The organism is Paraburkholderia caribensis, from assembly GCF_002902945.1.
GTDB classification, from domain to species: Bacteria; Pseudomonadota; Gammaproteobacteria; order Burkholderiales; family Burkholderiaceae; genus Paraburkholderia; species Paraburkholderia caribensis.
The window spans coordinates 468,938-493,664 of the sequence record NZ_CP026102.1 but is presented as its reverse complement, the minus strand read 5'-3'; the positions used below and the strand labels follow the sequence as shown (position 1 = coordinate 493,664).

The following is a 24,727-nucleotide window of genomic DNA, read 5'->3' as shown; positions in this document are numbered from 1 at the left end:
AAGAATCAATCTTGTCTGTAGAGAGAAAATTCCCGTCGCTCGCGAGGGCGACTGGAGGCGAACGCTCGTGCGTAGCCGACCGGGCCCGTGTCTGCGGGAAACGGGAGTCTGCACTATCATCGCCAGCCGGCGCGAGCGGAAACGCGGCGATTCGACGAGAACAATCGAAAACGAGGACGTGCAATGGACAAGGTTTACAACATGTCGATTTTCGCGAAGGTGGTCGAAATGGGCAGCTTCACGGCTGTCGCCAACCACCTCGACACGACGGTAGGTAACATTTCACGTGCGGTGTCGGTACTCGAACAGAACCTCGATACGAGGTTGCTTCAGCGTTCCACACGGCGACTTCTGATAACCGACGCGGGACGACGTTTTTATGAACGCAGTATCGCGATCCTCGCGGACATAGAGCAGGCGGAAGCCGAGGCGCGTGACGCCCAGCTGGAGCCACGCGGCAAACTGCGCGTCCATACGGTTCCGGGTATAGGACGCCGCCTCGTTGCGCGTGCCGCGCTCGCGTATCGGCGTGCCTATCCCGACGTATCGGTCGATCTTCTCCTGTCGCAGAGAATGCCCAACCTGCTCGAAGAGCAGCTTGACGTCGCGGTTGTGATTGCTCGTACGCTGCCAGATTCGGCGTATGTGAGCCAGAAGATCGGCGTCAGCCATTGCATTCTCGCAGCGTCGCCCGCTTATCTTGCACAGCATCCTGCGCCCGAAGGTCCGGAAGATCTGGCGGAACACACATGCGTACTTCTTGGCACAGTCGATTACTCGCCCGACGAGTGGTGCCTGGAAAGCGCGGGGGGTCGCGTCGTCCACCGCCCGACCGGGCCGCACTTCGGCGTGAATGACATGGATGCAATGTCGACCACGCTTAAAGACGGCGCAGGAATCGGGCTGATCGCTGCCTTCTCGGCAATCGACGATCTGCGTAATGGCTCACTCGTGCGAGTTCTGCCGCAATATCACACGTATGAGCGCAATGTGTACGCGGTATATTCATCGCGTCGATTCGTCGATGCCAAGATCAAGCGCTTCATCGACGTACTGAAGGTGGATGTCGGCGGCGAACTGAATGCCTACGCGGCGGAACTCGGCATCGGTATTGAACAGGTATGACCGCGTCGGTGGAGAGCGGCTCACTGCATTGAGCGCTCTCCCGCTTGCCGACAATCAGCAATTGTTTGCAGCCAACCTCGCACGTGCTGCGCGGGCAATGCTCTCAGCAAAGAGGGGGGTCTCTCGCCGGTTATGATCGCCCGACGCGCTCTGGCGATCGCGCGCGGCCTGTTCGAAAGAAACACCCATTTTCTCGATAAAGGCGAGGAAGTCGTCGGTCGGATGCGAAATAACGCTGTTCGTATACTCCGTCTTTCCATCGGCCAATTGCTTCGCACTCAGCTCCCAGATTACCTGGACCTTTGTGCGACCGTGTGGCGTGAAAACGTCCGAAAGCGAGACCATCCGGCAGTAGTCCTTTTCCGTGATTTCGCCGACGTAGTGCTGTACAACGAGGCCGGTGCCAATCTGCTCGACATTGATCGACATGCGCCGACCGTCGTCCGTCCACGTGGCGCCAGCTGCAATATGATCGGGAGGAGCACAGCGCTGATATTCCGCGTCCGGAAGTGCGAAGAGCCAGCTTGCGATATCTATCGCATCAAACGGGACGTCAACGACATGGCTGAATGCACTTTGCGAAAGGACGAGGTCTGCGCGAATCGAGGTCATTGCATACTCCATGAAATCGAGAGGGAAGGAAAGAACCGCGAAAAGATTGTCCCGTGCGGCACACTTCGCCTTCTTCGCACATGAACGAAAAGGTTGCATACGCACGATTCGCAGTGTCGGGGCACCTTCTACATGTAGCGCTCACATTCTCAAGATTGCGTCGCAGAATAGGAGACTCACAGGCCGAAGGAGCAACTGTGGGCATGACCCAGCCGAGTGCCGCTGTGCGAGGCGCGCGACGTGCGCAACCTTGGCGTATCCGGGAAACATTCTGACGAAAGCCGACGGCGGCGATGCCCTAGAATTCTCCCGTTCCAACCCCGTGGAACATCTGGTCTTGATTGTTGTTTGTGCCGCGCCGGCCCATGCTGGCGCGGTCTTTTTCATGATCTCGGAAGCGGTAACTGGAACCAAAACGGGGGTTCCATTGGGCAGAGCCGCACTGGATTTCTCGGTGCGGCCACTTTTTCGCTTACTCGGCCGGCTTTCCTTTCATCGATCGATCAGGCTGCCACCTGCGGCCATTGACGGAAACTGACCACGTCCAGATATATGGTTAGGCGGAGACCATCAGTCCAGAACGCTTGATGTCGCGCTACGTTCCGAACTTCCGCGGAGATCCTGGTCTGTGAAGTTCTAAGACGCCGGAATCATTCGTTTTCAGAAGAGGAAATTCGAATGCGACGTATCAAGCTCAAACCTGCAGGCCGTCTCACACGACACGGCTTTAAACCGCTTTTTTCCGGAGACAGTGCTTTGGCTTCCGGAAACGGCGATACGACCTATGGATGCTCGCGCTGCGGTTTCGCCCTTCTCAAAGGCAATCGCGAATCTGCACTCCGCCCGTACTACATCCGTTGCCCCATGTGCTATTCCATCAGCATCGGCGCATAGTCAAACAAGGTTCATCCAGGAAAACCCCGGTGATCGACAAAGTCCCTGACGAATTGCACGAGCGCGTTCTGAGCCTAGAGATCGCATGTCAAAACCTCATCGGTCAACTAGCTGTGATGTCCGTCGCGATACATGCGCTCGTGCGCACGCACGCCGATCCGTCATCAGCTCTAGCGTCTTTTGAGCGCGAGTTCGAAGCCGTTCTTGAATCTGCACTGGGCTCATCACGCCTTGATCCTTGGGTGATATCTGCGCGCCGCGAAGCGAATCTGCTTAGACGCCATTTCGCGAACGGCGTCCGCGAGCGGGAAATGCGCTGAGGCGCTTGTCGCGTCGGCCTCGTCCGATGCGCCAGAACTCAGCCGACGTCGCGGATACGGCACTGTAAAAACACCCTGCGTTTCCTGTCGGTATGAGAGGGGCAATTAGACACCGCCGCATCCGAACGCTCGGCGCAGGTTTGTCCGGGGGCGACAGAATGTTTGCGATATCTGCCGACTAGCAAAATGCGAGTTGGGTAGACGTTACACTGCGTCACGCTTTCACTGGGAGGTGTGATGATCGACCTGGTTCTCGTTGTCTGCTTGATCGGTATCTCAGCACTATTTGCATTTGCCAGCTACATAGATCCCGCTACTGGCCGCTTTTCTCTGTTGACCGACTACCGAAACAAACGAAGAGACGGACCATACCAGTTCCGATCCTGGTCGGAATGACGCTGGCGCTGCATGACGAAGGAGCCGTTCGTGAGCTTGAGCACCACAACACGAAACAGAGCCCAAAAATGCATCACTGACCCATTGCGCGCGTCCACCGGTTACGCATGCGCTCCGGGATGTAGCGTTATCGCCCGAAACAAGCTTCTCCCGAAGCCAAGACTCGCTCGCGTCTGAAGATCTCTAACAAGCGCACATCGCAACATCTCGGCCAGTCGATCTGCATTGGGCGGCAACATGTCAATTGCTTCAATGAAATCGTCGATCGCGTCGGCCGCCTCGCTGTCTGCGAGAACCGCAAATCTATCGGTGTGACTGTTGCGGACTGCGAGGAAATTTTCAGCGACCGCGTCGACGAAGCCACCCGATATACCCTTTTCGATCCCGACACTCAAGATCATGTCCACTGCGTCGATCAGGTTCGCACCGTTGAGCTCAGCAGAGACACACGTTACCTTGATGTCCGCATCTACAGGCGGCACGCCGACGGATGGCCCGGATTGCAGCACGTTAGTACCGGCCAGAAAATGCGTATTCTGTGCTTTCGACAATGCACGTATGAACCGCGCAGTGCGACTCGATGCTTCACGGACGTCCGTATCGTACGGAATAAGGACGGCAAAATCAGTCTCCGTCAGACCGAACGCAGCTCTCGATCCCTCGCGCGCCTCACGCTCGACGCGTTCTTGTTGCGGTGGCAAAAGCCTGATCGTTGACGCCGGATGCAGGGCGCACGCATCCGCCATTTCAGTGGAGAGCAATCGTGTCAATGTCGCGCGCTGAGGATCGAGCACGAACACGCGTGCCGGGGCAAGGCGCCGCCTCAGCAGAAATTCATAGTCAGCGAGTGTGTCCGCGCACGACTCGAGTCCGACAAAGATAAGTACGCGCGCACAGCCTTCCTTGGCGACGGCCGCGGCGCACGTCAACGCCGCGAGCAGCGGAGTATTCGCAGCGTCGGATCCGAATGAATTGCACCCGATATTCTCGACGTCGACCAGGTCGACCGCCTCAAGATCCTCAACTGGCGAATAGCACCTAAAAAATGCATCGTTGAACGGCGCAATGATTTTAATCGCAATGCCAGAAAGCGTGCGAATCCCTCTCACGCTGTCCATCACTAATTCCAGCGTGCCGCGCTCGACGACGGGAATTACGAAAAAAAATTCCGATGCCAATTTCCCCTCGTTACCGTCTGTTAATCGTCGTTGCAACATTCAATATTCTGGAATATCTTTATCGACCGTCGTTGAAAAAGTCACATAGCGTTCTCATGCGCAACGCATTGCATTGATCAATTCAAATCGCATTCGCCCAGTGAAACGTTTGCGGAACGGCCTAAAGAAATTAACCGACCAGGCGGTGCAACCTCTTGTCTTGTCGAATATTCCGTGTCCAGTTCGCAAAGCGACACCGTCGACCATCCGCTCTCATTCACTTTAATATCGCTGAAATCGTTTAATCAGCGGGCTTCTTAGAAAGCTATGAGCCGCCAACATGTCAAGCAAATGAATTCGCGTACAACAGATTATATGGAAATGCATTTATCTATTTCTGACAAAGTTATGTCCTTTGTCGTCATGCATGGATTGATTCTTTTTTCACCTGGATAGAATTGCTGCAATGCACCTTCAATGAGAACAATAATGAACCAAGAAGCACGCTCCGGGGTATTTCAGCCGCGCACGGTCTCGATTCCGCAAACCGGCTTCCGCACAGCGAAAAAGCGGGACAAGCGCATAGGGCTTTTGCTGTTCGAGAACTGCTCATTCCTGGACATCGGACTGGTCGTTGAAATATTCAGCCTTGCCAATTCTGTGGCGGTGGCCTGGCACGAACAAACGGCTCACCCGTATGCCGTGTCGTTGCTGTCAAGCAAGGGCGGCCAGATTCGTTGCACGAACTCGATCACTGTGGAAACCGAATCATTGGACGCGACGGAACCCGCTTCATATGATGTGCTTTTCATTGCTGACGGAGAAGGAGCATCAGCGGCAGCCAACGACAAACGGACCACAGACTGGCTCAAGCGGGTATTCCAGACAGTCAAGGTCGTGCAAGCCTCGGGAAATGGAGCACTTCTTCTCAAAGGAGCGCAACTTCCAGGCGCACGCGGAATGATCGTACCGATCAGACCCGCGGGCACCCGCCTGAGCACCGCTTCGGAGAATAATCTCCAGCTCGATATCAACGCCGGCTCGTTGATGCTTACCGCGCTCTCGCTTGTTAAAACGGACTTCGACTATGAAACGGCAGAAGGCATTGCAGAACAACTCATGCCCTTCTCTGGCCGCTGGCTTGCACCGCTTCTCGGGGATGCGCCTAACGCAAACATCGCATCGACCATGAAGGACGCCGCTCGCTGGATCGAGGAGAACTGCGCACGCCCTATTACCGCGCACGACATGGCACGCAGCGTTTCCATGGGCGATCGGACGTTCCTGCGGCATTTCAAGGCAGAAATAGGAATGCCGCCTTCGGAGTATCTGCTGCGAGTACGGCTGGACATCGCATGCAGGCTTCTCATCACCACCACCTTGCCGATCGACAAGATTGCAAGGCGATGCGGCATGGGCAATGGTATTCGCCTCGCCAAGATTTTCAAACGTCGCCTCGCAGTCTCGGCGAGCGACTACCGCGCTTTCGCGCGAACCGAGTTCGACAATCAATGAGCGACGGCGGGGCACCGCGGCGACCGCGGGCCCGCTTTCCGGCGTTACTTCTTGAATACTCCGACGATTCCCGAGTGATCGACAACCAGTAGCGACGTGATCCTATGCCGCTCCAGCAGCACGAGCGCATCTTCCACCCTGGTCCCGACTTGCACCACGACGGGATCGCGGGACATGAACTCCGTAGCGGACTTCTCGAACGCTGTCTCTTCGTGCTCTTCAAGCAGGCGGCGAACGTCGCCATCCGTGATGAGCCCGTCACCCGCCTCGTTTCTGACGATTGCGAGACCGAGCTTGCTCTTCGTCATCACGGACAGAACTTCCATGACCTTGGCAGCCCCGTCGATGAAGGGCAGATTGTCGCTGACCATCTCGTCTTCGACCATGCGCAGCAGCCGTCGGCCGAGCGAACCTCCGGGGTGAAACCGGGCGAAGTTCTCTGGCTTGAAATCGCGGGCCTCCATCAGCGTCACGGCGAGCGCGTCGCCCATCGCAAGCGTGGCCGTCGTCGAAGCGGTGGGCGCGAGCTGTAACGGACACGCTTCCGTCTCCACGCCTATGTCGAGATGACAGTGTGCAGCTTTCGCCAACGTTGAAGATGGGTTGCCTGTAAAAGCGATCATCTTGTTGCCGTTCTGCCTGAGAAACGGCAGGAGCTGAATCACCTCATTCGTTTCGCCCGAGTTCGAGATAGCAATAAAAACGTCGCTATGCTGCACCATGCCCAGGTCGCCGTGGTACGCCTCCGCGGGATGCATAAAGAACGCCGGCGTGCCCGTGCTCGACAGGGTCGCCGCAATCTTGCGTCCGACGATGCCAGACTTGCCCATTCCGCACACGATCACCCGGCCCGTCGAGTCGATAATCGTCCGTACAGCCTCCGAATAATTGTCGTCGAGCCGCGCCACCAGCGCAGCGACGGCACGCGCCTCGACCTCGAAAACGCGCGCCGCCGATGCAACAAACCATGGATTGTTCATGAGGAACCTTCGCTATTCGCAAGTAGATGATCGGTTACGCGTTGCACGTCGTCCCAGGTGTCGACGCCATGTGGCGGCGCTTCGGCCCACGTCATGACCCTGATCGGAATGCCGAGCCAGATCGCACGCAATTGCTCGAGCTTTTCCGACTGTTCGAGCAGGCACACGGGTTCCCGCGTCAAGATGTCGATGACTTCGCGTCGATACGCGTAGATGCCGATATGGCGCAGAAAGCCCGACAAAGGCCATTGGTCGGGAGCCAGATCGCGAAAGTGAGGGACGGCCGATCGGGAGAAAAGCGCGGCGTCGCCACGTGCATTGAGGACAACCTTCACCACATTTGGATCGTGCAGATGCGCACGCTCCGTGACGTGCGAAGCGATGGTACCCATGCGCAACGCGGGATCGTTGGCGCAGAAATTAACGAACTCTTTCAGCAACGCCGGTGGAATAAGCGGCTCATCACCCTGAACGTTGATGACGATGTCGTTCGGGTGCCAGCCCAGCCGCTGTGCGACTTCTGCAGTCCGGTCGGTGCCAGACTGATGTCGCACATCGGTGATGAGCGATGGAATCCCTCTGTCGGCAAGCACGGTTGCGATACGGCTGTCGTCGGTCGCGACGATGATCTGCGTGTCGGCACCCAACGCTTCCCTGACGCGCCGATATACGCGAACGATCATCGGCACGCCGGCCAGTTCGATGAGCGGCTTCGCGGGCAGTCGCGTCGATCCGTATCGCGCAGGTATCACGACATGCAAGCGTGACGCGCTATTGGGTGAGGTCATGTCGGCTCCATGATTCGATGAGAGGGGCATAGGCGGCGTCGCGCGAAAGCCCTCCCTTGACGAGCAGATGCTCGGCGACGTCGCGCGCGACACCGTGACCACCATTGCATTGCGCGACATACGCTGCCGAGCGGAGTACGAGCGGATGCGCGTCGGCCGGCGCGCATGCGTATCCGGCAACGCGCATGACGGCAAGGTCGATAACATCGTCCCCGACGAATGCGATCTGTGCATCCTGCAGGCCGCGCTCGGTCTTGATTTGCTCGTATGCCTCCAGCTTGCGATCGCACCCGGTCACGACGACGTCAAACTTCAGTTGACTGGCACGCAGCGTCAATGCGGGACTCGACTTCGCCGACAGGATCCCTGTCGCAATGCCGTGCGAGCGCAGCAGCGCGACCGCGATGCCGTCCTTCACGTTGAACTGCTTCATACACTCGCCTTCTCCGTCCAGATAGATCGAACCGTCCGTCAGCACGCCGTCCACGTCGAACAGCACCAGCCGGATTGCCCCGCGATATTGCGGACTCACAGCCGGTCTTCTTCGACGGCGACAAAGGACTTCACGAGATCGTCCAATGTCTTCATTTGCGTCAGGAACGTTTCGAGCAGGTCGAGCGGCAACGCGCTCGGTCCGTCGCAACGTGCCTGATCGGGATTCTCATGTGACTCGAGGAACAATCCAGCGACACCCGCCGCAATACCGGCACGCGCGAGTTCGAATACCTGTTTGCGACGTCCCCCGGACGCGTCGCCAAATGGATCGCGGCATTGCAGGCTGTGCGTGACGTCGAAAATCACGGGGCGGTTGTCGGACACTTCACGCATGGTGCGAAAACCCAGCATGTCGACGACGAGATTGTCGTAGCCGAACGAACTGCCACGCTCGCAAAGAATTACGTTCCTGTTGCCCGCTTCATCACACTTGTTCACCACGTTCCTGATCTGCGCGGGACTCATGAACTGCGGCTTCTTGATGTTGACGACTCGCCCCGTCTGCGCAATGGCAACGACGAGGTCAGTCTGGCGCGCGAGAAACGCGGGCACCTGCAATACATCGACAATCTCTGCGACAGGCTTTGCCTGTCCGATCTCGTGAACGTCCGTCAGCACGGGAACACCGAATTCGCGCTTGACTGCCTCGAAGATCCGAAGCCCTTCGTCGAGCCCGACTCCACGATAAGAGTGAATGGATGAGCGATTGGCCTTGTCAAATGAAGCCTTGAACACAAACGGAATGTTCAGACGCCGCGTGACATCGACATACCGCGCGCACGCGGCGAGGGTCGAATCCAGGTCTTCGAGGACGTTGATGCCCCCGAACAGTACGAACGGCTCCTGATTGGACACCGTCACGGTGTTCGCAATTACGATCTTTGCCTGACTAGCAGTCGTCATGTTGTATCTCCCGTATCAAACGCGTGATTCAGTCCGCTCTCCCATGGAAGCCCGGACGGATGATTCAGTTTTTCCCGCAGCCCCTGGAGGCAGCCACGCCGCAAACCAGATTGGCCGCGTCCGATGCCTGCCATACGTCGACGGCGCGCACAGTCATCGGCTGAGCGCGGCCGCTGCCGAGAATCAGCACGAGATGATTTCTGTCCAGCACGCTAAACCCCGCCGACCGCATCTCGAGTTCAGGCGTGCGATCCGTGAGATGGTCCCAACTGGCTGGCTTGCCGATGGGCTTGCCGTCAAAGAAGAACTGCGCACGGCCGGGTGTATGCGCCGTCGCCGGAATCCACAGGAAACCGTATTTGTGAAAGCGGTTAAAGTCGGTTGCTGGTGGCGGTTTCATGCGCACGTCCGGCATCGCAGTCGAGTGATCGCAATAGCCCGTCGTACACGTGTGCTGATAGTGTCCGTACCAGTCGTGCAGCGCACTGCCATACCACGCCTCCGGAAGACCAAAGCGAGTGAGGTCGTATTCGAAAATGTCCACTTCGATGAAGCGCTGATAGCCCTGCGGCTGGCCGGGCCATTGCTCGGCCGGGAGCGCCGCCAGATGCTCGATCGCCATTGCCCAGAACGCTGGCCAGCCTTGCTGCGGCGCATCGCGCGAAGCCGCGGGATCGAACCTGAGTTGCGCCTCGATATACGCGCCGCCACCAAATGCGACCCCTACCCAGCCCGCGCCGTCCTTTGCCGGGGCGGCTGTCGCGATGCCGTAATTGGCGCGGCGGCTGTCGCCCAGCACGACACCCTCTTCCCGCTCGGCCCGTGATACGGCCGCGCGATCAAGGGGTGGATAACCGAAGAAGCGCCCGCGAAACCATTGGAAATTCGCGTTACGCTCGTCCTGCCAGTCCACAGCGCCCGCCGTGAAGCGGCTGCGAAACGTGTGGACCACGTAGCCCGCGCTACTTGCAGCCGGAGGTACGACGTCTTCACGCGTATTGGCCGATTGCGCAGCGGCTACCCCTGCCGACGCGAGCACGCATGCCAACACAACGCGTGTCATCCAGCTGCGCGCAATCGCGGAGCGCTCGCCGCTACTTCTTCGTGTCGCTTTCATACGCATAGGCCGCGTAACGATAGGCACCGTACTTCGAGCCATATCCATATCTCGCATGCTTCAGATTCAGGCCGTTGAAAAGCACGCCCGTCACTGCAACGCCGTTCTGGCCGAGACGTTTCATCGATTCCGTCAATTCGCCCATCTTCGTCACCGTCGCTCGCGCGACGAAGAACACCGTTCCCGCGGCCGGTGCGAGGATGCCGGCGTCCGCGGCAGCCAGCACGGGCGCCGTGTCGATCACGACGATGTCATAGGTAGCGGACACCTCGCGGATCAATGTCGTCAGGCGCTCGCTGAGCAACAGTTCAGCGGGGTTGCGCGGCTGCGCGCCCGTGGTGATGAGGTCCAGATTCGGCACGACATCGCTATGCAGCGCCGCTTCGAGCGTATGTTGCCCCGAGATGATCTCGGAGAGACCAATGCCCCGCTCGAAGCCGAAATACTGATGCAGGTAGCCTTTGCGCAAGTCGGCGTCGATTAGAAGCACGCGCTTGCCTGCCGTCGTCAGCACGGCCGAGAAGTTCGCCGAGACGAACGATTTGCCCACCGACGGCGCAGGCCCCGTAATCAGCACGACATTGTTCCTTGCGTTGAACATCGTGAACTGAAGCGCGGTGCGCAGGCTTCTGAAGCTCTCGATGGTCGGGTCGTCGGGTGCATCGACTGCCAACAACTTGACGCCGGGTTCCTTGGCCCGGATGCGCCGGTAAAGATCGGCCTGCAATTCGCTGAGCGGGATGGTCGAATAGACGTGCAGTCCGCTGCGTCGCTCGATTTCGTTGGGATCGCTGATGCCGCGAAACAGCATGTTCCTCACGAAGGCAACGACCACGCCGAGAAACAGCCCGACCAGCGCTGCCCCGGCAATGACGAGCACCCGCTTCGGCTTGACAGGGTCTTCCGGGATGTCCGCCTGATCCACGAGCCGCACGTTGCCCGTCTTGCCCGCCTTCACCAGTTGCAACTGCTGGAAGTTATTCAGCAACGACGTGTAGAGGTCCGTGTTCACCTGGACTTCGAGCATCAGCCGCACGATGTCCTGCTGCGCGTCGGGCAGCGCCTTGAGCCGCGCCGCGCCTTCGTCGTTGAAACGGCGCAGGTTCGCCATCTGGGCGTCGATCGTGCGGATCGCGGGATGTGCGGGGCTGAAGCGACGGATCAGCTCGTCGCGCCGCTGCTGCAACTCGAGCAGGCGCGTTTTCGCGTCGGCGGCCTGGGCAAGCGCGAGCTTCGCCTCCTCGGTGAGATCGATGGAGCCGCGCTGATCGCGCATCGCCGTATAGCGCGCTTGCGCCTCCTGGAGCCGCGATTTGATCACGGGCAACTGCGTGTCGAGAAACTTGAGCGACTGTGCCGCTTCGGCCGATTTGCGCTCGACGTTCTGAAAGACGTACTGCTCGGCGATCGCGTTGAGAACGCTGGCGACGCGTTGCGGACTCTTGTCCTGCAGGCTCGCGATCAGGATGCCGGACTGCTTGACCTTCTCCTGCACGTCGAGCTTGTCCTGCAGGTTCGAGATCGTCTTGACCTTCGAATAGCGCCGCAGGTTGAACTGCGCACCCGGCTTCCCCTGCAACGAGTCCACGACGAGCGTCAGCTTGCCGTGTGCGGACGGAATGGTCTCGAGCCGGCCGGGCTGACCGACGAACGCATCGTCGAGGTCGCTGCCCGTCAGGCGATAGTGGGTCGAGTCGATGACCGTCACGCGAAACCGCTTGCCCTCCAGCGCCTGCGGAACATCGAAGCGCGACACGCTGATACGCTCGGCACCCCAACCGTACCCGCCGAAGCCGAGCAAGCCGGGAGTGGACAGCTCGCTTCTGTCGCGCGCCAGCCAACTGCCGATCAGCGGAAAGCGGCGCGGACTGGCATCGATATAAAGCAGCAGCTTTTCTACCGCTCGCGTCACGACGAGGCGCGACGCCAGAATCTGACTCTCCGCGGCAGCCGTCGATTTCACGTCGAAGAGCGACGACACGTCGCCCAGCATGCTCTTGGCCGCGGACGTATCGGGACTCTCCTCGACCTGGATCATGATGTCCGTCTGATAGACGGGTTCGGCGATGAACGCGTACAGCAACCCGAGCGTGAGACACGCACAGGCGACGATGCCGATCAGCCAGCGGCTTTCGATGATGACATCCAGAATCGTGACGAGATCGAACTGCTCTTCGTCATCGACAGGACGTGAGGGAGGACGTGTCATTACGTTCATTCAATTGCGCCAAGGTAAGCAATGCGCCAATACACAGGAAACGTGAAAGCCCCACCGCAACTCAGGCGGTGAGCTTGATGCGCTCCGCCCATTCGTCGACACCGAGCGCGATCAGCTCGAGGCAACGCTCGAAATCCGCGCGCGTGCCGCGATAGGGATCGAAGATGTCGAGGCCCTGAAACTCGCCCAGCCGAAAGACCTTGCCGCGCGTCGAGCGATAGCGTTGCTCGATGGTTCGCTTCTGTTCGGTGTCCATCACGAGAATCATGTCCGCGCTGGAGCAATGCAGCGCGCCGAGCTGAATTGCCCGGTGCGCGTCGATATCGATGCCGCGCTCATGCATCAGCTCGCGAGCGAGCTGATCGGGCGGCATGCCGGAAAGCGCGCCGAGCCCGGCCGACAGAATCTGGTACTTCGGCAGGCGGGCACGCAGCAGACCCGCAGCCATCGGGCTGCGGCAGATGTTGCCGATACAAACGGTCAGGATCGAACGGATCATGCGTCAATTGCCTCGTGCAGTGCGCTGCAGGTAATAGGCCCCCGTCGTGCTGCCTACGAGCGGTGTGATGAAGCGGTCCCAGCGGATCACGCCGGGCGCGCCCACATAAACGACGTCGTCGGCGCGCAGCTGGAAGCCGCTCGCTAGCGACATCGCCGACGGCGACTTGCTGTCGAGGTGATAGACGACGGGCAGCGCGGCGTCGGCATCGCGGCGTATCACGTATATCTCGCTCGCATCGCCCGTCACCTGGCTGACGCCGCCGGCATCGCCGAGCGCGTCGCTCAGCGACAGACGCCCGTCAGTGCGAAATGGCACGGGGGTCTGCTTGCCCACTTCTCCCATCACGATCACGCGATGCTCGGCGAGCAGCGGCACCCGCACCACGTCGCCGTTCTTCACGACGATATCGTTGAGGCTCAACCCCTTCGCACGCATCTCCGGCAGACTGATTGCATAGGTCGCCGAGCCGCGCGTCAGCTCGATGCGCGACGGGTCGCCCGTCGGCGCAATGCCGCTTGCCTGATTCAGCAGTTCCGCCAGTGTGCTGGGAACGTCGGTGATCGGCTTGACGCCCGGACTGCGGACCTCGCCGTCGACATAGACTTTCTGGCTGCGATAGCCGACCACCCTCACGCTGACCTGCGGATCGGGAAGCACGGCGGCAAGCTTCCCGGTCAAGGCACGCTGCAGTTGCTGTTCGCTCAGCCCCGCGGCGCGCAGCTGTTTCACATAGGGGAATTGCACGTAACCCCGGTCGTCCACCACGAAGCCCGGTAGGGCCTGCGAGGCCATGCCCGCGCTGCCCGCCATGCCGCTCCCGAGGTCGTACGTGAGATTCGGCATCACCAGTTCCGGATGGTCCCAGACAATGATCGACAGGACGTCGTGCGGTCCGATCCGGTATGGCTGCGGCTCGCCGACGAGCGATGCATAGGTGTTGTCTGTTTTGACCCGTTCGCGGCTGTCGAGCTGATTGCGCTGGATCAGCGCAACGGTGATCGGCGTGACGATCGGAAACGAGTTCGGGTCTCCCGGGTCGACCGGCCGCGATGCATCGAAATTCATGCCGGGCGCGAACGCACAGCCGCCTAGCACCAGCGCGAGAAAAAGGACAACAGCCACTTTGGATGAATCGATCATTGTCATAGTCAACAGATTGAAGAGTGCGGCCATCGCATACAGCCATCCGCAAGCGGACGCAAAGCGCGCTACTCGGGACCCGTCTGCGCTGCCGAAGGCGGCGCGAACCACAAGTTGCGCGGATTGCTTTTGTCCGTGATGTCGTACAGCGTGAATTGACGCGCCAGCTTCGCGCCGCCGTCGCGCGTGAGCGGCGACCAGCGGATTGCCGCGACGCCTCCCGTCGAACGGGTGAACAGCGCATCGAACGGAATCGTCACGTAGATGCCCTTGTCGAAACTGCCTTCGCCGAACTGCGCGCCCGTCACATTGGTCTTCGTCGCATACGCGCCGATAGTCACGCCATTGCGGAACACGCGGCTAATGTCGAGGGTCGCACCGCGATCCTTCGCGAGGTACTGTCCGACGCTCAGATCGACTCGTACGCCGTTCCAGCCGGTGTCCCAATAGAGCGTCACGTTGCCCGTCGTGACGGAGTAGTCGCGCAACGAGAAGTCCTGCCTGAAACCTCGCTGCCGCACGCGGTTCACGTCTACACCGAGCGCCAGCGAACTGCCCCACGGGCGATAGAGCCACTCCGCGCCAACGCCGGCGAACATGCTTTCGAGGTATCCGCCATACACGCTGTAGTATTGGTCGCGGCCGATCGCACCCACGTGCGTGAGTTGCAGCAGCGGCATCGTGAAGCGGGACGTCGTCAGGTACTCGCGCAGATACGTGCGCACGCGCGGCAAATTGCTCGGAGCCGTGTAGGTGAACTTGTCGTAGTTGTCGACGAGTCCGAGGTTGAAATCGCCCGCAAGCCACGTATCGCGCCGTAGACGCGCTTCCGTATAGGCATTGGCCGATATCTGATAGAGCACGAACCCGTTCGGCCCGCCGAGGGTCTGCTGGTATGCAGGCCCCACGGAGACGTAGAAGCGCTTCTGCGAGCCCTCGTAGACGTCGGCGCGGTGCATGTCTTCGTCCGGCACGATCGCGGGGGGCGACGTGTACACGGCCTGCTGTCTGTCGATGGGCGGCAATGCACGCGTGTGATTCGTCACCCACGTGTCGCGAATCACGGCGTAACCGGTGACGGGCAGCCCGCGCGAACGCAGCGTGATACGGAACGCACGCACGTCCGGGGGCGCATCCCGGTTCAGCACGGTCACGATGCGATCGATCTTGTCCTCGAGATAGAACGCATCGACCTGATCGAACACGACGATGAGTTGCGCGCCGTCGCGATAGACGTTCTGCACCGTAAAGCCGGTTTGCTGTTCGAGGTTCCGCGCGGTCGCGCTCCAGTCGTACCCATTGGCGGCCGGAGCCGGCGCCGGCACAGCAGACGAAGACGCGGCCGAAGACGGCATGGCAACCGGTATCGGCGGCGGATCGCTGACCTTCGGCGTGCCGATGTTGCTCAGCTTGCCATGCAGCGTCACGCCGAGCATCGCGCGGTTGCCCCGTTCCAACGCGGCCGTGACATCGATATTCGAGGTCACGCGATACACCGCGCCGATATTGAAGCTCGACCGCGTAGTAAACCGCTGGTGAAACGGTTCATTCTGGTAATTGTTGCCGTCGTACTCGAGCTTCAGGATGAGCGGTGTCCACGGCGTCTGATATTGCACACCGCCGAACAACGATATCGAGCCGCGAAAATACCCGCGCGAGAACGTTCCGGAGTTCGACACATTCACGTCCGACGCAGGCCGGTTCCTGAAGCTGTCGCTGAACACGGACAGCGGGTTCGGAATATCGCCGCGTGCGCCGAGATAGCCCCAGCCCACGCCGAGACTCCAGTCGAAATCCCCGGTGCGCTTGCTCGCAACGAAATACTCGCCGGAGAACAGGCCCGTCCCGCCGACATCGCGCATGCCGAATGCGAGCGCCGGCCTGATGGCCGTTTCCTTCAGCAGGCGAACCTTGAAGTCGATGCTCTTGTCCTTGTAGCTCTGCGTGCCGCTCAGCGTTGCAGGGCCATATCGTTGCGAGCTGATGTCGGTATAGCGGAAGCCGAACTCGAGCCAGTCGAGCGGCTGCAGCATCACGTTGTACCGCGTATAAGGCGACGTGACCGAGACGCCCACCGACGCTTCGCCCGCCTCGTTCATGCGTGCGGTAGGCGTTTGCAACAGCCCTGCCGTGCCCCAATCGCTGGCCGTGACGGGCAGGTCGCGCGCGCGGAACTGCGCAGCTTGCGGCACTGCCGCCGCGGGCGCAGGCTGCTCGGGCGCGACGCCGTGTCCCTCATCGTCCAGTCCGGAGGGGCCCTGCGTCGCGAAGAAAGCGGCGAGGCGGATTGAGAGCGACTCGGGCCAGCCAGAGTCGCGATTGGGCGCCCAGATCCATGCGCCGGGTGCGGGCGGATCTTGCGGCGCGCGATTCCACAGCGCAACGGCCGCCTTCTGCACGACGCCGTCCGGCTGTGCGATCCACGCCCAATCGGGGGCTGCATCGGGATTGCAGGCGCGGATGTAGTACAACGCCTCGGCTTGCGCGACGTACGGCACAGCGCAAAGCGAGCCGTCGCCGCGGATCACCGTGACACTCGATGGCCGCTCCGGAATGGCGACTGCATCGCCTGCGTCCAGAATCGGATCGTCGCTCGGGTTGGCTTGCAGCCAGCGTGGGTCGGCGCGCTTGAGCACGACGCGGCCGGTCGCCCGTCGCGATGCAACGAGTGCGGCGAGTCCCTCGCGCTCTGCCTGAGGCGGCACGTCCGGTCCTGACAGATAGCCGATCTGGTCAAGCAGCGTCTGCCTTGCACCTTGCTGCAAGGTGCGCTCGCGCGCCGACTGCCACTGGATGCCCGTGACGTAGATATCACGCTCGCGCGCTTGCGGCGTGGCGAGCCTGTCGGCCAGCCAGTCGCCGAGCCGCACCGGTGTGCTGATGGTCACAGCGTGCGCTCCGAATGCGGGCACGCTTGTACACGATAGCAAGCAATAGAACGCATAGCTTCTTCCGCGCTCGAGCGCGTCCTTGACTCCGCTGGCCATCACGTCAAGCTTCGGCGGGCCAGCGCTGCCAGCTGATGCATAGCCCTGGGTCGAGACATTGTTCGCCGTACACGACGATAGCCTTGCCCGCTTTCTGCGCGACTGCGTAGCGCGCGTCGCGCAACGCAATGCGCCCCTGCGAGCGCTCGACGTACCAGCGCAACTGCGCGGCGCCCGGGCCCGTGTAGCGAGTGTCCGAAGGCATGCTGATCGGCTGCACCGTCACCTTGTCGTATTCATCGAAATCGTAGCCCGGCATCACATCGCGTCGGCGCACATACGATGTCACGCCCGCAACTGCTAGCCAGTCCGGCGGCGACGCCAGCCGTACGTTCGCCCATTCCGTCGACAGACCCGTCGCGCCGACAAGGCGGCCATTCTGAATGCGCAACACTTCGCGCGCGCCTGAGTACCACACTTCGACGTCTCCCTGCGGATCACGCTCGATGTAACCAAGCACGAGAAGCGCCGTGCGTCCTCGCGAGGAGACCTTCAGATACCGCTGATCTTTCGCGAGAACCGTGCGCTCGATTTGTGCTTCGCTGGTTTGACGAAGGAAGGCGTAGCTGTCCGATATCGCGCGCATGGGCTGGGTACAGGCGCACAGCAAGATGATCGATGCGCAGGCCAGACTGCGGGCGAGCGTCACCGGATAACGCTGGGCGTAGGGGCGGAAGCGGGCATGACCCGCAATTTCGAGAAAGCGCAAGGATCAGGGCGTCGTGCCAGTGGTACCCGTCGTCCCCGTCGTTCCCGTCGAGGACGTGCCATTGCCGCCGCCACTCGCGACAGCGGCAACAACGGCCGCCGTTGCGACGACGCCCGCCACGACGAGTGCAGTTCCACTGATGCCGCCCGCCGTCGCAGCGGACACAGCAGCGGCGGCACCCTCCTCGCCCTGCGCGTATGACAGTGAAGGCAACGCAAGCGCTGCTGCCGAAACCAGCATAAGAAGCGTTTTCATACACCACCTCATTGGGCGGCGGCAAAAGCCGCTGCAAAAAGTTAAATACCGGCGGCTTTGAATTCACTTAAAGAAGCCGGGTAATTGCGATTGCAGCTGCAACGCTCTCGCAATGAGCCGAATAGTACATTTGCTGCAGTGCAATCGATGCTTGCGGCCAAAAACGGCAATGTTTTGACGAAAAAAGGAAATACCCTTGTCGCGCAAATACAGCTCGCACGTATGCACCGGGCAATTGCATTGACTTACGGCGTCAATATCTTGCCGTTTGACGTCAGTACGGGTTTTCCCGCTTTTTACCTGGATATGATGCGACGCAAAAGAGTTAAAACGGCTTCTGATGCCAGAACGAACATTATTTCTCGCGTATTAAATTTAATGGGAAATGCACGTCCTGAATTCTTCAACTGTGCCGTCACCTCCGCCGCCGCGCCGACCACCTGATTGTCGCGGCCCGTGACCCTGCCCAAATTGACGGCAGGGGCGGCGCAGCAAGCCGGTTGATGCTTTTCGTGGCAGTCAGATCAGGTGTTTTTCGTTAATTCCGAAATCAGTAACCATTGGGGAAACGTCATGCAAGCGGCTCGCTTTCTGGAAAGCAATTCCGTCGTTTACCGCCTTGGTTTCTTTTCGCGTGCACTCGACTCCTGCATCGTTCTCATTGGTGCTGCAATCGCATTTTCTATGCGTTTTGATATTTCAGCTTCATGGACACAGCCAATTGTCGTGCTTGTCGCATTCAATACGGCGATGAGTGGCATTCTCTTTCCCGCACTCGGCATTTATAAAGCGTCGGATCGCGATTCGTTATGGCATGTTGCAATGCGCATAACCGTAGGCTGGACAACGGTTTTCATCGTTGGCATTGCGTTTATGCTTGCGGTTCAACAAGCATTTTCGATTTCCCGGCTCTGGTGCGGCGCATGGTTCGCCGTCACGCTCGCTCTACTGATCACGGTGCGCTCGGCCAACCATCGCCTGTTGCACGTCACGAAGTCGCGCTCGCGCGTGAAGATGAAGTCCGTCGCAATCGTCGGTGCGAACGCATTCGGCATGCAGCTGGTCGAGAAGCTGCAACGTACTCCGGCGGGTGGCTTCAAGTGCGTGTGCGTCTTCGACGATACCCCTGAGGCCGCGCAGTTTTCCTGCGGCGTACCCGTCATCACGTCGCTCGAATCTCTCGCAGCCACGGTGCGCGACGGCGTGATCGACGAACTGTGGCTCGTGACCTTCCGCGAAGAAGCGCGCATCGAAGCGATCCTGCATGAGTTCAAGCACGAGTTCGTCAACATCCGCTTCATCCCGAACGTGCAAGGCCCGGCGCTTTTCAACCATGCCGTCGACGAAGTGCTTGGCGTGCCAGCCATCAATCTGCTGGCCTCCCCGCCTGCCGATCACCGGTTCGTGCCCAAAGAAGTATTCGACCGGTTCTTCGCCGCGCTGGTGCTCATCGCCATCCTGCCTCTAATGGTGGCGATCGCGATCATGGTGAAGCTGTCATCGCCGGGGCCGGTGTTTTTCCGGCAATGGCGCAAGGGCATAAACGGCAGCGAGTTTCAGATCTACAAGTTCCGGACCATGGTCGTGCATCACGAAGAGCCGGGCAAGCTCACCCAGGCGAGGCGTCACGACCCGCGCGTCACGCCCGTCGGCGCGTTCCTGCGCCGCACGAGTCTCGACGAGCTGCCGCAGTTCATCAACGTGCTGCGGGGCGAAATGTCGGTTGTCGGGCCGCGCCCGCATGCGCTTCAGCACGATGAGCAATACAAGGATCTCGTGCACGGCTACATGTGCCGGTACCGCATCAAGCCGGGCATTACCGGCTGGGCACAGATCAACGGCTATCGCGGCGAGACGGATCACATCGACAAGATGCAGGGCCGCGTCGCCCTCGATCTCAACTACATCGAGAACTGGACGTTCGGCCTCGACCTGAAGATCGTGCTGATGACGATATTCCGCGGCTTCAGGGGGCTGCATGCCTACTGACGCAACACCTGCCTCGCCGCTACATCAAGTGTTCTCTCCTCTCTCACGCATGAGATTGCCATGACCGTCACGCACCGCGTCACCCGCAAGGGCCTGATCCTCGCCGGAGGAACCGGTTCGCGCCTGCATCCACTGACACGCTCAGTCAGCAAGCAGTTGATGCCTGTCTACGACAAACCGATGATCTATTACCCGCTCTCGACGCTGATGCTCGCCGGGATCAGAGACATCCTCATCATCACGACGCCGCAGGACAGCGCAGCGTTCTCCACGCTCCTCGGCGACGGTTCCAGCTGGGGCTTGAGTCTTTCGTACGCGGTCCAGCCGCAGCCCGATGGCCTCGCACAGGCATTCCTTATCGGCGAGAAGTTTCTGGGCGACAGTCCGTCCGCGCTGATCCTCGGCGACAACATCTTCTACGGGACCGGCCTCACCGCCTTGCTCGAGCGTGCCGGCGCGAGACAGGAAGGCGCGAGCATCTTCGGCTACTACGTAAGCGATCCCCAGCGGTACGGCGTGGTCACGCTCGACGACAACGGCAACGCGACCAGCCTCGAAGAGAAGCCGCGCGAGCCTCGCAGCAATTACGCCGTGACGGGCCTCTATTTTTACGACTGCGATGTCGTGCGGATGGCGCGCGAGATCCGGCCATCGGCTCGCGGCGAGCTTGAAATCACCGACCTGAACCGCGCGTATCTCGCCCAGGGCCGGCTCAGCGTCGAGCTGATGGGTCGCGGCTACACGTGGCTGGATACGGGCACGCACGAATCGCTGCTCGACGCCGCCAACTTCGTCCATCTGATGCAGGCGCGTCAGGGGCTGCAGATCGCGTGTCCGGAAGAGATCGCCTGGCGACGCGGATGGATCGGCGGCGAGGACGTCGAGCGCCTCGCATCGCCGCTTCTGAAGAATGGCTATGGCCAGTATCTCATCAACCTGCTGCAGCAGGAGATCGCGCTTTGAACATCATCGAAACCGATATTCCCGGAGTGCTGATACTCGAGCCGAGCGTATTCGGCGACGAGCGCGGCTTCTTCGTCGAAACCTTCCGCGAAACATGGCTTGCGACGGCAGGCGTGAACGTGAAGTTCGTACAGGACAATCAGTCGCGCTCGCGGCGCGGCGTGCTGCGCGGCCTTCACTTCCAACGGCGCAATCCGCAAGGCAAGCTCGTGCGCGCCGCCCGCGGCACCGTATTCGACGTCGCCGTCGATGTCCGCGAGAGTTCACCCACCTACGGCCACTGGGTCGGCGTCACGCTCGACGACGTGCGTCACCGCATGCTGTGGATTCCTCCCGGCTTCGCACACGGCTTTTGCGTGCTGTCCGAGGACGCCGACTTCGCCTACAAATGCACGACGTTCTACGACCCGCAATCCGATGCGGGCGTGCGCTGGAACGACGCGGACATCGGTATCAAGTGGCCGCTGCCCGCCGACGCCGCGACCCTGTCCGGCAAGGATCGCGTTCTTCCGCTCCTGAAGGAACTCGAACCGCTGAGGCTGGCTGCCTCGCGTGAGGTCACGATATGAAGCGCGAGAGGCTATGCGGTGTGTGCGCGCCGACAGGAGGCGCACGATGACGATTCTCGTACTCGGCGCAGGCGGCCAGGTAGGCCGCGAACTCGTGCTGCGCGCAGGCGACCGCCAGGTCGTCGGGCTTGACCGGCACTCGCTCGACATCACGGATCGCGACGCCGTAATGGAAGCGTTGCGTGAGCACGATGTGCGCATCGTCATCAACGCGGCCGCCTATACCGCTGTCGATCGTGCAGAGAGCGATGCCGAAGCAGCCTTCGCCGTCAATTGCGATGCCGTCGCGGTGCTGTCCAGTGCACTCGCCCGCACGCGCACGCCGCTGCTTCATCTGTCCACGGACTACGTGTTCGACGGCTCGCACCCCGAGGCATACGCACCGGACGATCCCGGCACACCTGCCGGCACCTATGGAAAGAGCAAATGGGCAGGCGAAGAAGCGATCCGTGCGCGGTTGCGACAACACGTGATTCTGCGCGTCTCGTGGGTATTCGGCGCGCACGGCAACAATTTCGTGAAGACCATGCTGCGTCTCGCGCGCGAGCGGAGCGAACTCAGCATCGTCGCCGACCAGTTCGGCGCGCCGACGCATGCCGGCGCGATCGCCGAGGTGCTGCTAGCGCTCGCTGACCGGCACCTTCGCGCAGGCCGCAACACCTCGATTCCCTGGGGCACCTATCACTACACGGGCTCGCCCGTCACGACATGGCACGGACTCGCCAGCGCGACGCTCGCTTATGCCGCAGCGCGCGGAATGATCGACGAGATGCCCGTGTTGCGGCCCATTGCGACAGAAGAGTACCCGCTGCCCGCGCCCCGACCGAAAAACTCCGCACTCGACATGGGTACGACGCGAGCGCTGCTCGGCTTCGACGCACGCCCATGGAAAGACGGCCTTATCGAAGTACTTGACCACTGGGCTGCCCACTGATGCGCTATACGCCTACAACCCTGCTCGTGACCGGCGGCGCCGGCTTCATCGGATCCAACTTCGTGCACCACATGCTGCGGTCGGACCCTGCCGTGCACATCGTCAACCTCGATCTGCTGACGTATGCGGGCACACTCGACAACCTGTCCGATCTGCCCGCGCCGGACAGGCACGTCTTCGTGCACGGCGACATCTGCGATTCATCGCTCGTCACGCAACTCTTCGACGAGCATCAGATCGACACCGTCGTGCACTTCGCCGCGCAGAGCCATGTCGACCGCTCGATTACGCATCCCGGCGAATTCGTGCGCACCAACGTCAACGGCACCTTCACGCTGCTCGAAGCCGCACGGGCCGCGTGGCTCAGCCCCCAGGAACGCGACCCGCTGGAGGTTGCGCGCACGCGGCGCTTTCATCACATCTCGACCGACGAAGTGTTCGGCTCGCTGAGCCCGAACGATCCGCCATTCGCTGAGACCACGCCCTATACGCCCAATTCGCCGTACTCCGCCAGCAAGGCGGCCTCAGACCATCTGGTGCGAGCGTATTTCCACACCTACGGTTTGCCCGTCGTCACGACCAACTGCTCGAACAACTACGGGCCGCGCCAGCACGGCGAAAAGTTCATTCCGACGGTGATCCGAAATTGCCTCGAAGGCAAGCCTATACCCGTGTATGGCGACGGTCAGAACATTCGCGACTGGCTCTACGTCGACGATCACTGCCGCGCGCTTCACCGTGTGCTCACGCACGGACAGCTCGGCGAAACATACAACATCGGCGGCTGCAACGAGTGGCGTAACAACGATGTCGTCGCCTTGATCTGCCGGCTGTTCGACGAACGGATTCCGGGACGCGCGCCGCACGAACGGCTGATCGAGTTCGTCAACGACCGCGCGGGCCATGACCGGCGCTACGCGATCAACAACGCAAAGATCACCGATGCGCTTGACTGGGGTCCCGCCGAGGACTTCGAGAGCGGCCTCGCAAAGACGATCGACTGGCAACTGGGGTGGACACAATGAAAATACTCATCACGGGAGGCGCGGGCTTTATCGGCAGCGCACTTGCTAACGCACTGGTTGCACGGGGCGATGCCGTTACCGTGCTCGACAATCTTTCGCCGCAGATTCACGGATCGAACCCGGGCGAATCTCCGCTGTTCCAGAGCCTGCCGGGTCAGGTGCGTTTCATCCAGGGCGATGTACGCAACACGAGCGATTGGGACCGCGCGCTCGACGGCCAGGATGCCGTCGTTCATCTCGCAGCCGAGACGGGGACGGGACAATCGATGTACCAGGTCGACCGCTATGTGGAGACCAACATACGCGGCACGTCGGTGCTTCTTGATCATCTGGCGCGGCCCGGAAACACCGTTCAACGGGTAGTGGTCGCGTCGTCGCGGTCGATATATGGGGAAGGCAAGTATCTCGGCCCTCAAGGCTACGTCTACCCCGCCACCCGCAGTGCGCACGATATGCGCAACGGCCGCTTCGAGTGCCTCGATCCGCACACGGGCGAATCGCTCACAGTTGTCGCCACCGACGAAACGTCGAAAACCCATCCGAGCTCCGTCTACGGCATCACGAAGCTCGTACAGGAGCAACTGGTGCTCATGGTATGCGCCGGCATGGGCATCGGCGCCGCGGCGCTGCGCTTCCAGAACGTCTATGGACCTGGGCAGTCACTGCGCAATCCGTACACAGGCATCCTGTCGATCTTCTCGACTCTGCTGCTCCAGGGAAAAGACGTCAACATCTTTGAAGACGGCAAGGAAACGCGTGACTTCGTCTACATCGATGACGTGGTCGAGTCCATCATTCTCGCGCTAGATGCCCAGCACATCCAGCAAGCCGCATACAACGTCGGTTCCGGCGTCGCGACCAGCGTGCTCGAAGTTGCCGCGACCTTGAAGCAGATCTACGGTGCCGCCGGTGAATTGAACATCACAGGCGATTTCCGGCTGGGTGACATTCGCCACAACTTCGCGGACGTGACGAAGATTCGCGACGAACTCGCCTTCCAGGCAAGCGTTTCGTTTCGCGAGGGCGCAGAGCGCTTCGGCGAATGGGTGCGATCGCAGACGATCGAAGACGCGGGTTACGAACGCTCCGTCTCCGAAATGCGCGCACGCGGTTTGATGAATTAATCCCGTAACC

General features: G+C 60.6%; 23 protein-coding genes. 10 read left to right on the top strand and 13 right to left on the bottom strand.

The genetic code is table 11. The features are described from left to right. Positions 1-183 precede the first annotated feature (183 nt). A complete protein-coding gene (locus tag C2L66_RS18615; RefSeq protein WP_060603888.1) occupies positions 184-1,125 on the top strand; it encodes a LysR family transcriptional regulator in 942 nt (313 codons plus the stop codon). A 54-nt stretch (positions 1,126-1,179) separates the two neighbouring features. Here C2L66_RS18615 and C2L66_RS18610 read toward each other — a convergent pair whose 3' ends face one another. Further along, a complete protein-coding gene (locus C2L66_RS18610) occupies positions 1,180-1,737 on the bottom strand; it encodes a hypothetical protein (protein ID WP_060606935.1) in 558 nt (185 codons plus the stop codon). Positions 1,738-2,660: 923 nt separating this feature from the next. Between C2L66_RS18610 and C2L66_RS18605 the strand changes: the two genes are divergently transcribed. After that, positions 2,661-2,951: a hypothetical protein gene (locus tag C2L66_RS18605; RefSeq protein WP_060603890.1), complete on the top strand. Its 291-nt coding sequence runs from the start codon at positions 2,661-2,663 to the stop codon at positions 2,949-2,951. A gap of 497 nt (positions 2,952-3,448) precedes the next feature. On the opposite strand, the gene C2L66_RS18600 is transcribed toward C2L66_RS18605, so the two are convergent. Further along, positions 3,449-4,525, bottom strand: a complete 1,077-nt coding sequence (locus tag C2L66_RS18600; RefSeq protein WP_233445002.1) for a hypothetical protein — start codon at positions 4,523-4,525, stop codon at positions 3,449-3,451. A gap of 468 nt (positions 4,526-4,993) precedes the next feature. Here C2L66_RS18600 and C2L66_RS18595 point away from each other — a divergent pair, with 468 nt between their 5' ends. After that, positions 4,994-6,019, top strand: coding sequence for a GlxA family transcriptional regulator (locus tag C2L66_RS18595; RefSeq protein WP_054932770.1), 1,026 nt, complete (start codon positions 4,994-4,996; stop codon positions 6,017-6,019). Between the two features lie 44 nt (positions 6,020-6,063). Here the strand turns inward: C2L66_RS18595 and C2L66_RS18590 are convergent, their stop codons facing one another. The 11 genes from C2L66_RS18590 to C2L66_RS18540 form a co-directional block, all read right to left on the bottom strand. Beyond that, entirely contained in the window at positions 6,064-6,999 is a 936-nt protein-coding gene (locus C2L66_RS18590) for a KpsF/GutQ family sugar-phosphate isomerase (RefSeq protein ID WP_060603896.1), read from the bottom strand. Then, complete coding sequence (gene kdsB / locus C2L66_RS18585; protein ID WP_060603899.1) at positions 6,996-7,787, bottom strand: 3-deoxy-manno-octulosonate cytidylyltransferase; 792 nt, start codon at positions 7,785-7,787, stop codon at positions 6,996-6,998. Before kdsB ends, C2L66_RS18590 begins: the two co-directional genes overlap by 4 nt. Continuing rightward, positions 7,771-8,319, bottom strand: coding sequence for a KdsC family phosphatase (locus tag C2L66_RS18580; RefSeq protein ID WP_054932773.1), 549 nt, complete (start codon positions 8,317-8,319; stop codon positions 7,771-7,773). Before C2L66_RS18580 ends, kdsB begins: the two co-directional genes overlap by 17 nt. Then, positions 8,316-9,185: a 3-deoxy-8-phosphooctulonate synthase gene (gene kdsA, locus C2L66_RS18575; RefSeq protein WP_060603902.1), complete on the bottom strand. Its 870-nt coding sequence runs from the start codon at positions 9,183-9,185 to the stop codon at positions 8,316-8,318. The genes C2L66_RS18580 and kdsA overlap by 4 nt, the downstream gene beginning before the upstream one ends. A gap of 64 nt (positions 9,186-9,249) precedes the next feature. Next, positions 9,250-10,248, bottom strand: a complete 999-nt coding sequence (locus tag C2L66_RS18570) for a LamG domain-containing protein (protein WP_060603905.1) — start codon at positions 10,246-10,248, stop codon at positions 9,250-9,252. A gap of 31 nt (positions 10,249-10,279) precedes the next feature. Then, entirely contained in the window at positions 10,280-12,520 is a 2,241-nt protein-coding gene (locus C2L66_RS18565) for a polysaccharide biosynthesis tyrosine autokinase (RefSeq protein ID WP_054932777.1), read from the bottom strand. A gap of 61 nt (positions 12,521-12,581) precedes the next feature. Then, the gene (locus C2L66_RS18560) at positions 12,582-13,019 is read right to left on the bottom strand and encodes a low molecular weight protein-tyrosine-phosphatase (protein WP_054932778.1); all 438 of its coding nucleotides are present in this window, start codon (positions 13,017-13,019) and stop codon (positions 12,582-12,584) included. A 3-nt stretch (positions 13,020-13,022) separates the two neighbouring features. Next, positions 13,023-14,162, bottom strand: a complete 1,140-nt coding sequence (locus tag C2L66_RS18555) for a polysaccharide biosynthesis/export family protein (RefSeq protein ID WP_233445001.1) — start codon at positions 14,160-14,162, stop codon at positions 13,023-13,025. 68 nt (positions 14,163-14,230) lie between these two features. Further along, positions 14,231-17,050, bottom strand: coding sequence for a YjbH domain-containing protein (locus tag C2L66_RS18550; protein WP_233445000.1), 2,820 nt, complete (start codon positions 17,048-17,050; stop codon positions 14,231-14,233). A 103-nt stretch (positions 17,051-17,153) separates the two neighbouring features. After that, the gene (locus tag C2L66_RS18545; RefSeq protein ID WP_233444999.1) at positions 17,154-17,858 is read right to left on the bottom strand and encodes a YjbF family lipoprotein; all 705 of its coding nucleotides are present in this window, start codon (positions 17,856-17,858) and stop codon (positions 17,154-17,156) included. Between the two features lie 3 nt (positions 17,859-17,861). Beyond that, positions 17,862-18,113 carry a hypothetical protein gene (locus tag C2L66_RS18540; protein ID WP_054932781.1) on the bottom strand — a complete coding sequence of 84 codons (252 nt, stop codon included), beginning with the start codon at positions 18,111-18,113 and terminating at the stop codon, positions 17,862-17,864. Positions 18,114-18,197: 84 nt separating this feature from the next. On the opposite strand from C2L66_RS18540, the gene C2L66_RS40690 reads away from it, so the two are divergent. The 7 genes from C2L66_RS40690 to C2L66_RS18510 all read left to right on the top strand — a co-directional run bounded on the left by C2L66_RS40690 (position 18,198) and on the right by C2L66_RS18510 (position 24,717). Next, positions 18,198-18,557, top strand: a complete 360-nt coding sequence (locus tag C2L66_RS40690) for a hypothetical protein (protein ID WP_158512169.1) — start codon at positions 18,198-18,200, stop codon at positions 18,555-18,557. Positions 18,558-18,686: 129 nt separating this feature from the next. Then, on the top strand, positions 18,687-20,102 hold the full coding sequence (locus C2L66_RS18535) for an undecaprenyl-phosphate glucose phosphotransferase (protein ID WP_054932782.1): 1,416 nt from the start codon (positions 18,687-18,689) through the stop codon (positions 20,100-20,102). A 60-nt stretch (positions 20,103-20,162) separates the two neighbouring features. Then, positions 20,163-21,065, top strand: a complete 903-nt coding sequence (gene rfbA / locus C2L66_RS18530; RefSeq protein ID WP_054932783.1) for a glucose-1-phosphate thymidylyltransferase RfbA — start codon at positions 20,163-20,165, stop codon at positions 21,063-21,065. After that, on the top strand, positions 21,062-21,634 hold the full coding sequence (gene rfbC, locus C2L66_RS18525; RefSeq protein ID WP_060603911.1) for a dTDP-4-dehydrorhamnose 3,5-epimerase: 573 nt from the start codon (positions 21,062-21,064) through the stop codon (positions 21,632-21,634). The genes rfbA and rfbC overlap by 4 nt, the downstream gene beginning before the upstream one ends. Positions 21,635-21,680: 46 nt before the next feature. Continuing rightward, on the top strand, positions 21,681-22,568 hold the full coding sequence (rfbD, locus tag C2L66_RS18520; RefSeq protein WP_054932821.1) for a dTDP-4-dehydrorhamnose reductase: 888 nt from the start codon (positions 21,681-21,683) through the stop codon (positions 22,566-22,568). Then, a complete protein-coding gene (gene rfbB / locus C2L66_RS18515; RefSeq protein ID WP_060603912.1) occupies positions 22,568-23,593 on the top strand; it encodes a dTDP-glucose 4,6-dehydratase in 1,026 nt (341 codons plus the stop codon). Before rfbD ends, rfbB begins: the two co-directional genes overlap by 1 nt. After that, positions 23,590-24,717 (top strand): NAD-dependent epimerase/dehydratase family protein, encoded by a 1,128-nt coding sequence (locus tag C2L66_RS18510; RefSeq protein ID WP_060603913.1) that lies wholly within the window; start codon positions 23,590-23,592, stop codon positions 24,715-24,717. Before rfbB ends, C2L66_RS18510 begins: the two co-directional genes overlap by 4 nt. The last annotated feature ends 10 nt before the right edge of the window (positions 24,718-24,727 follow it).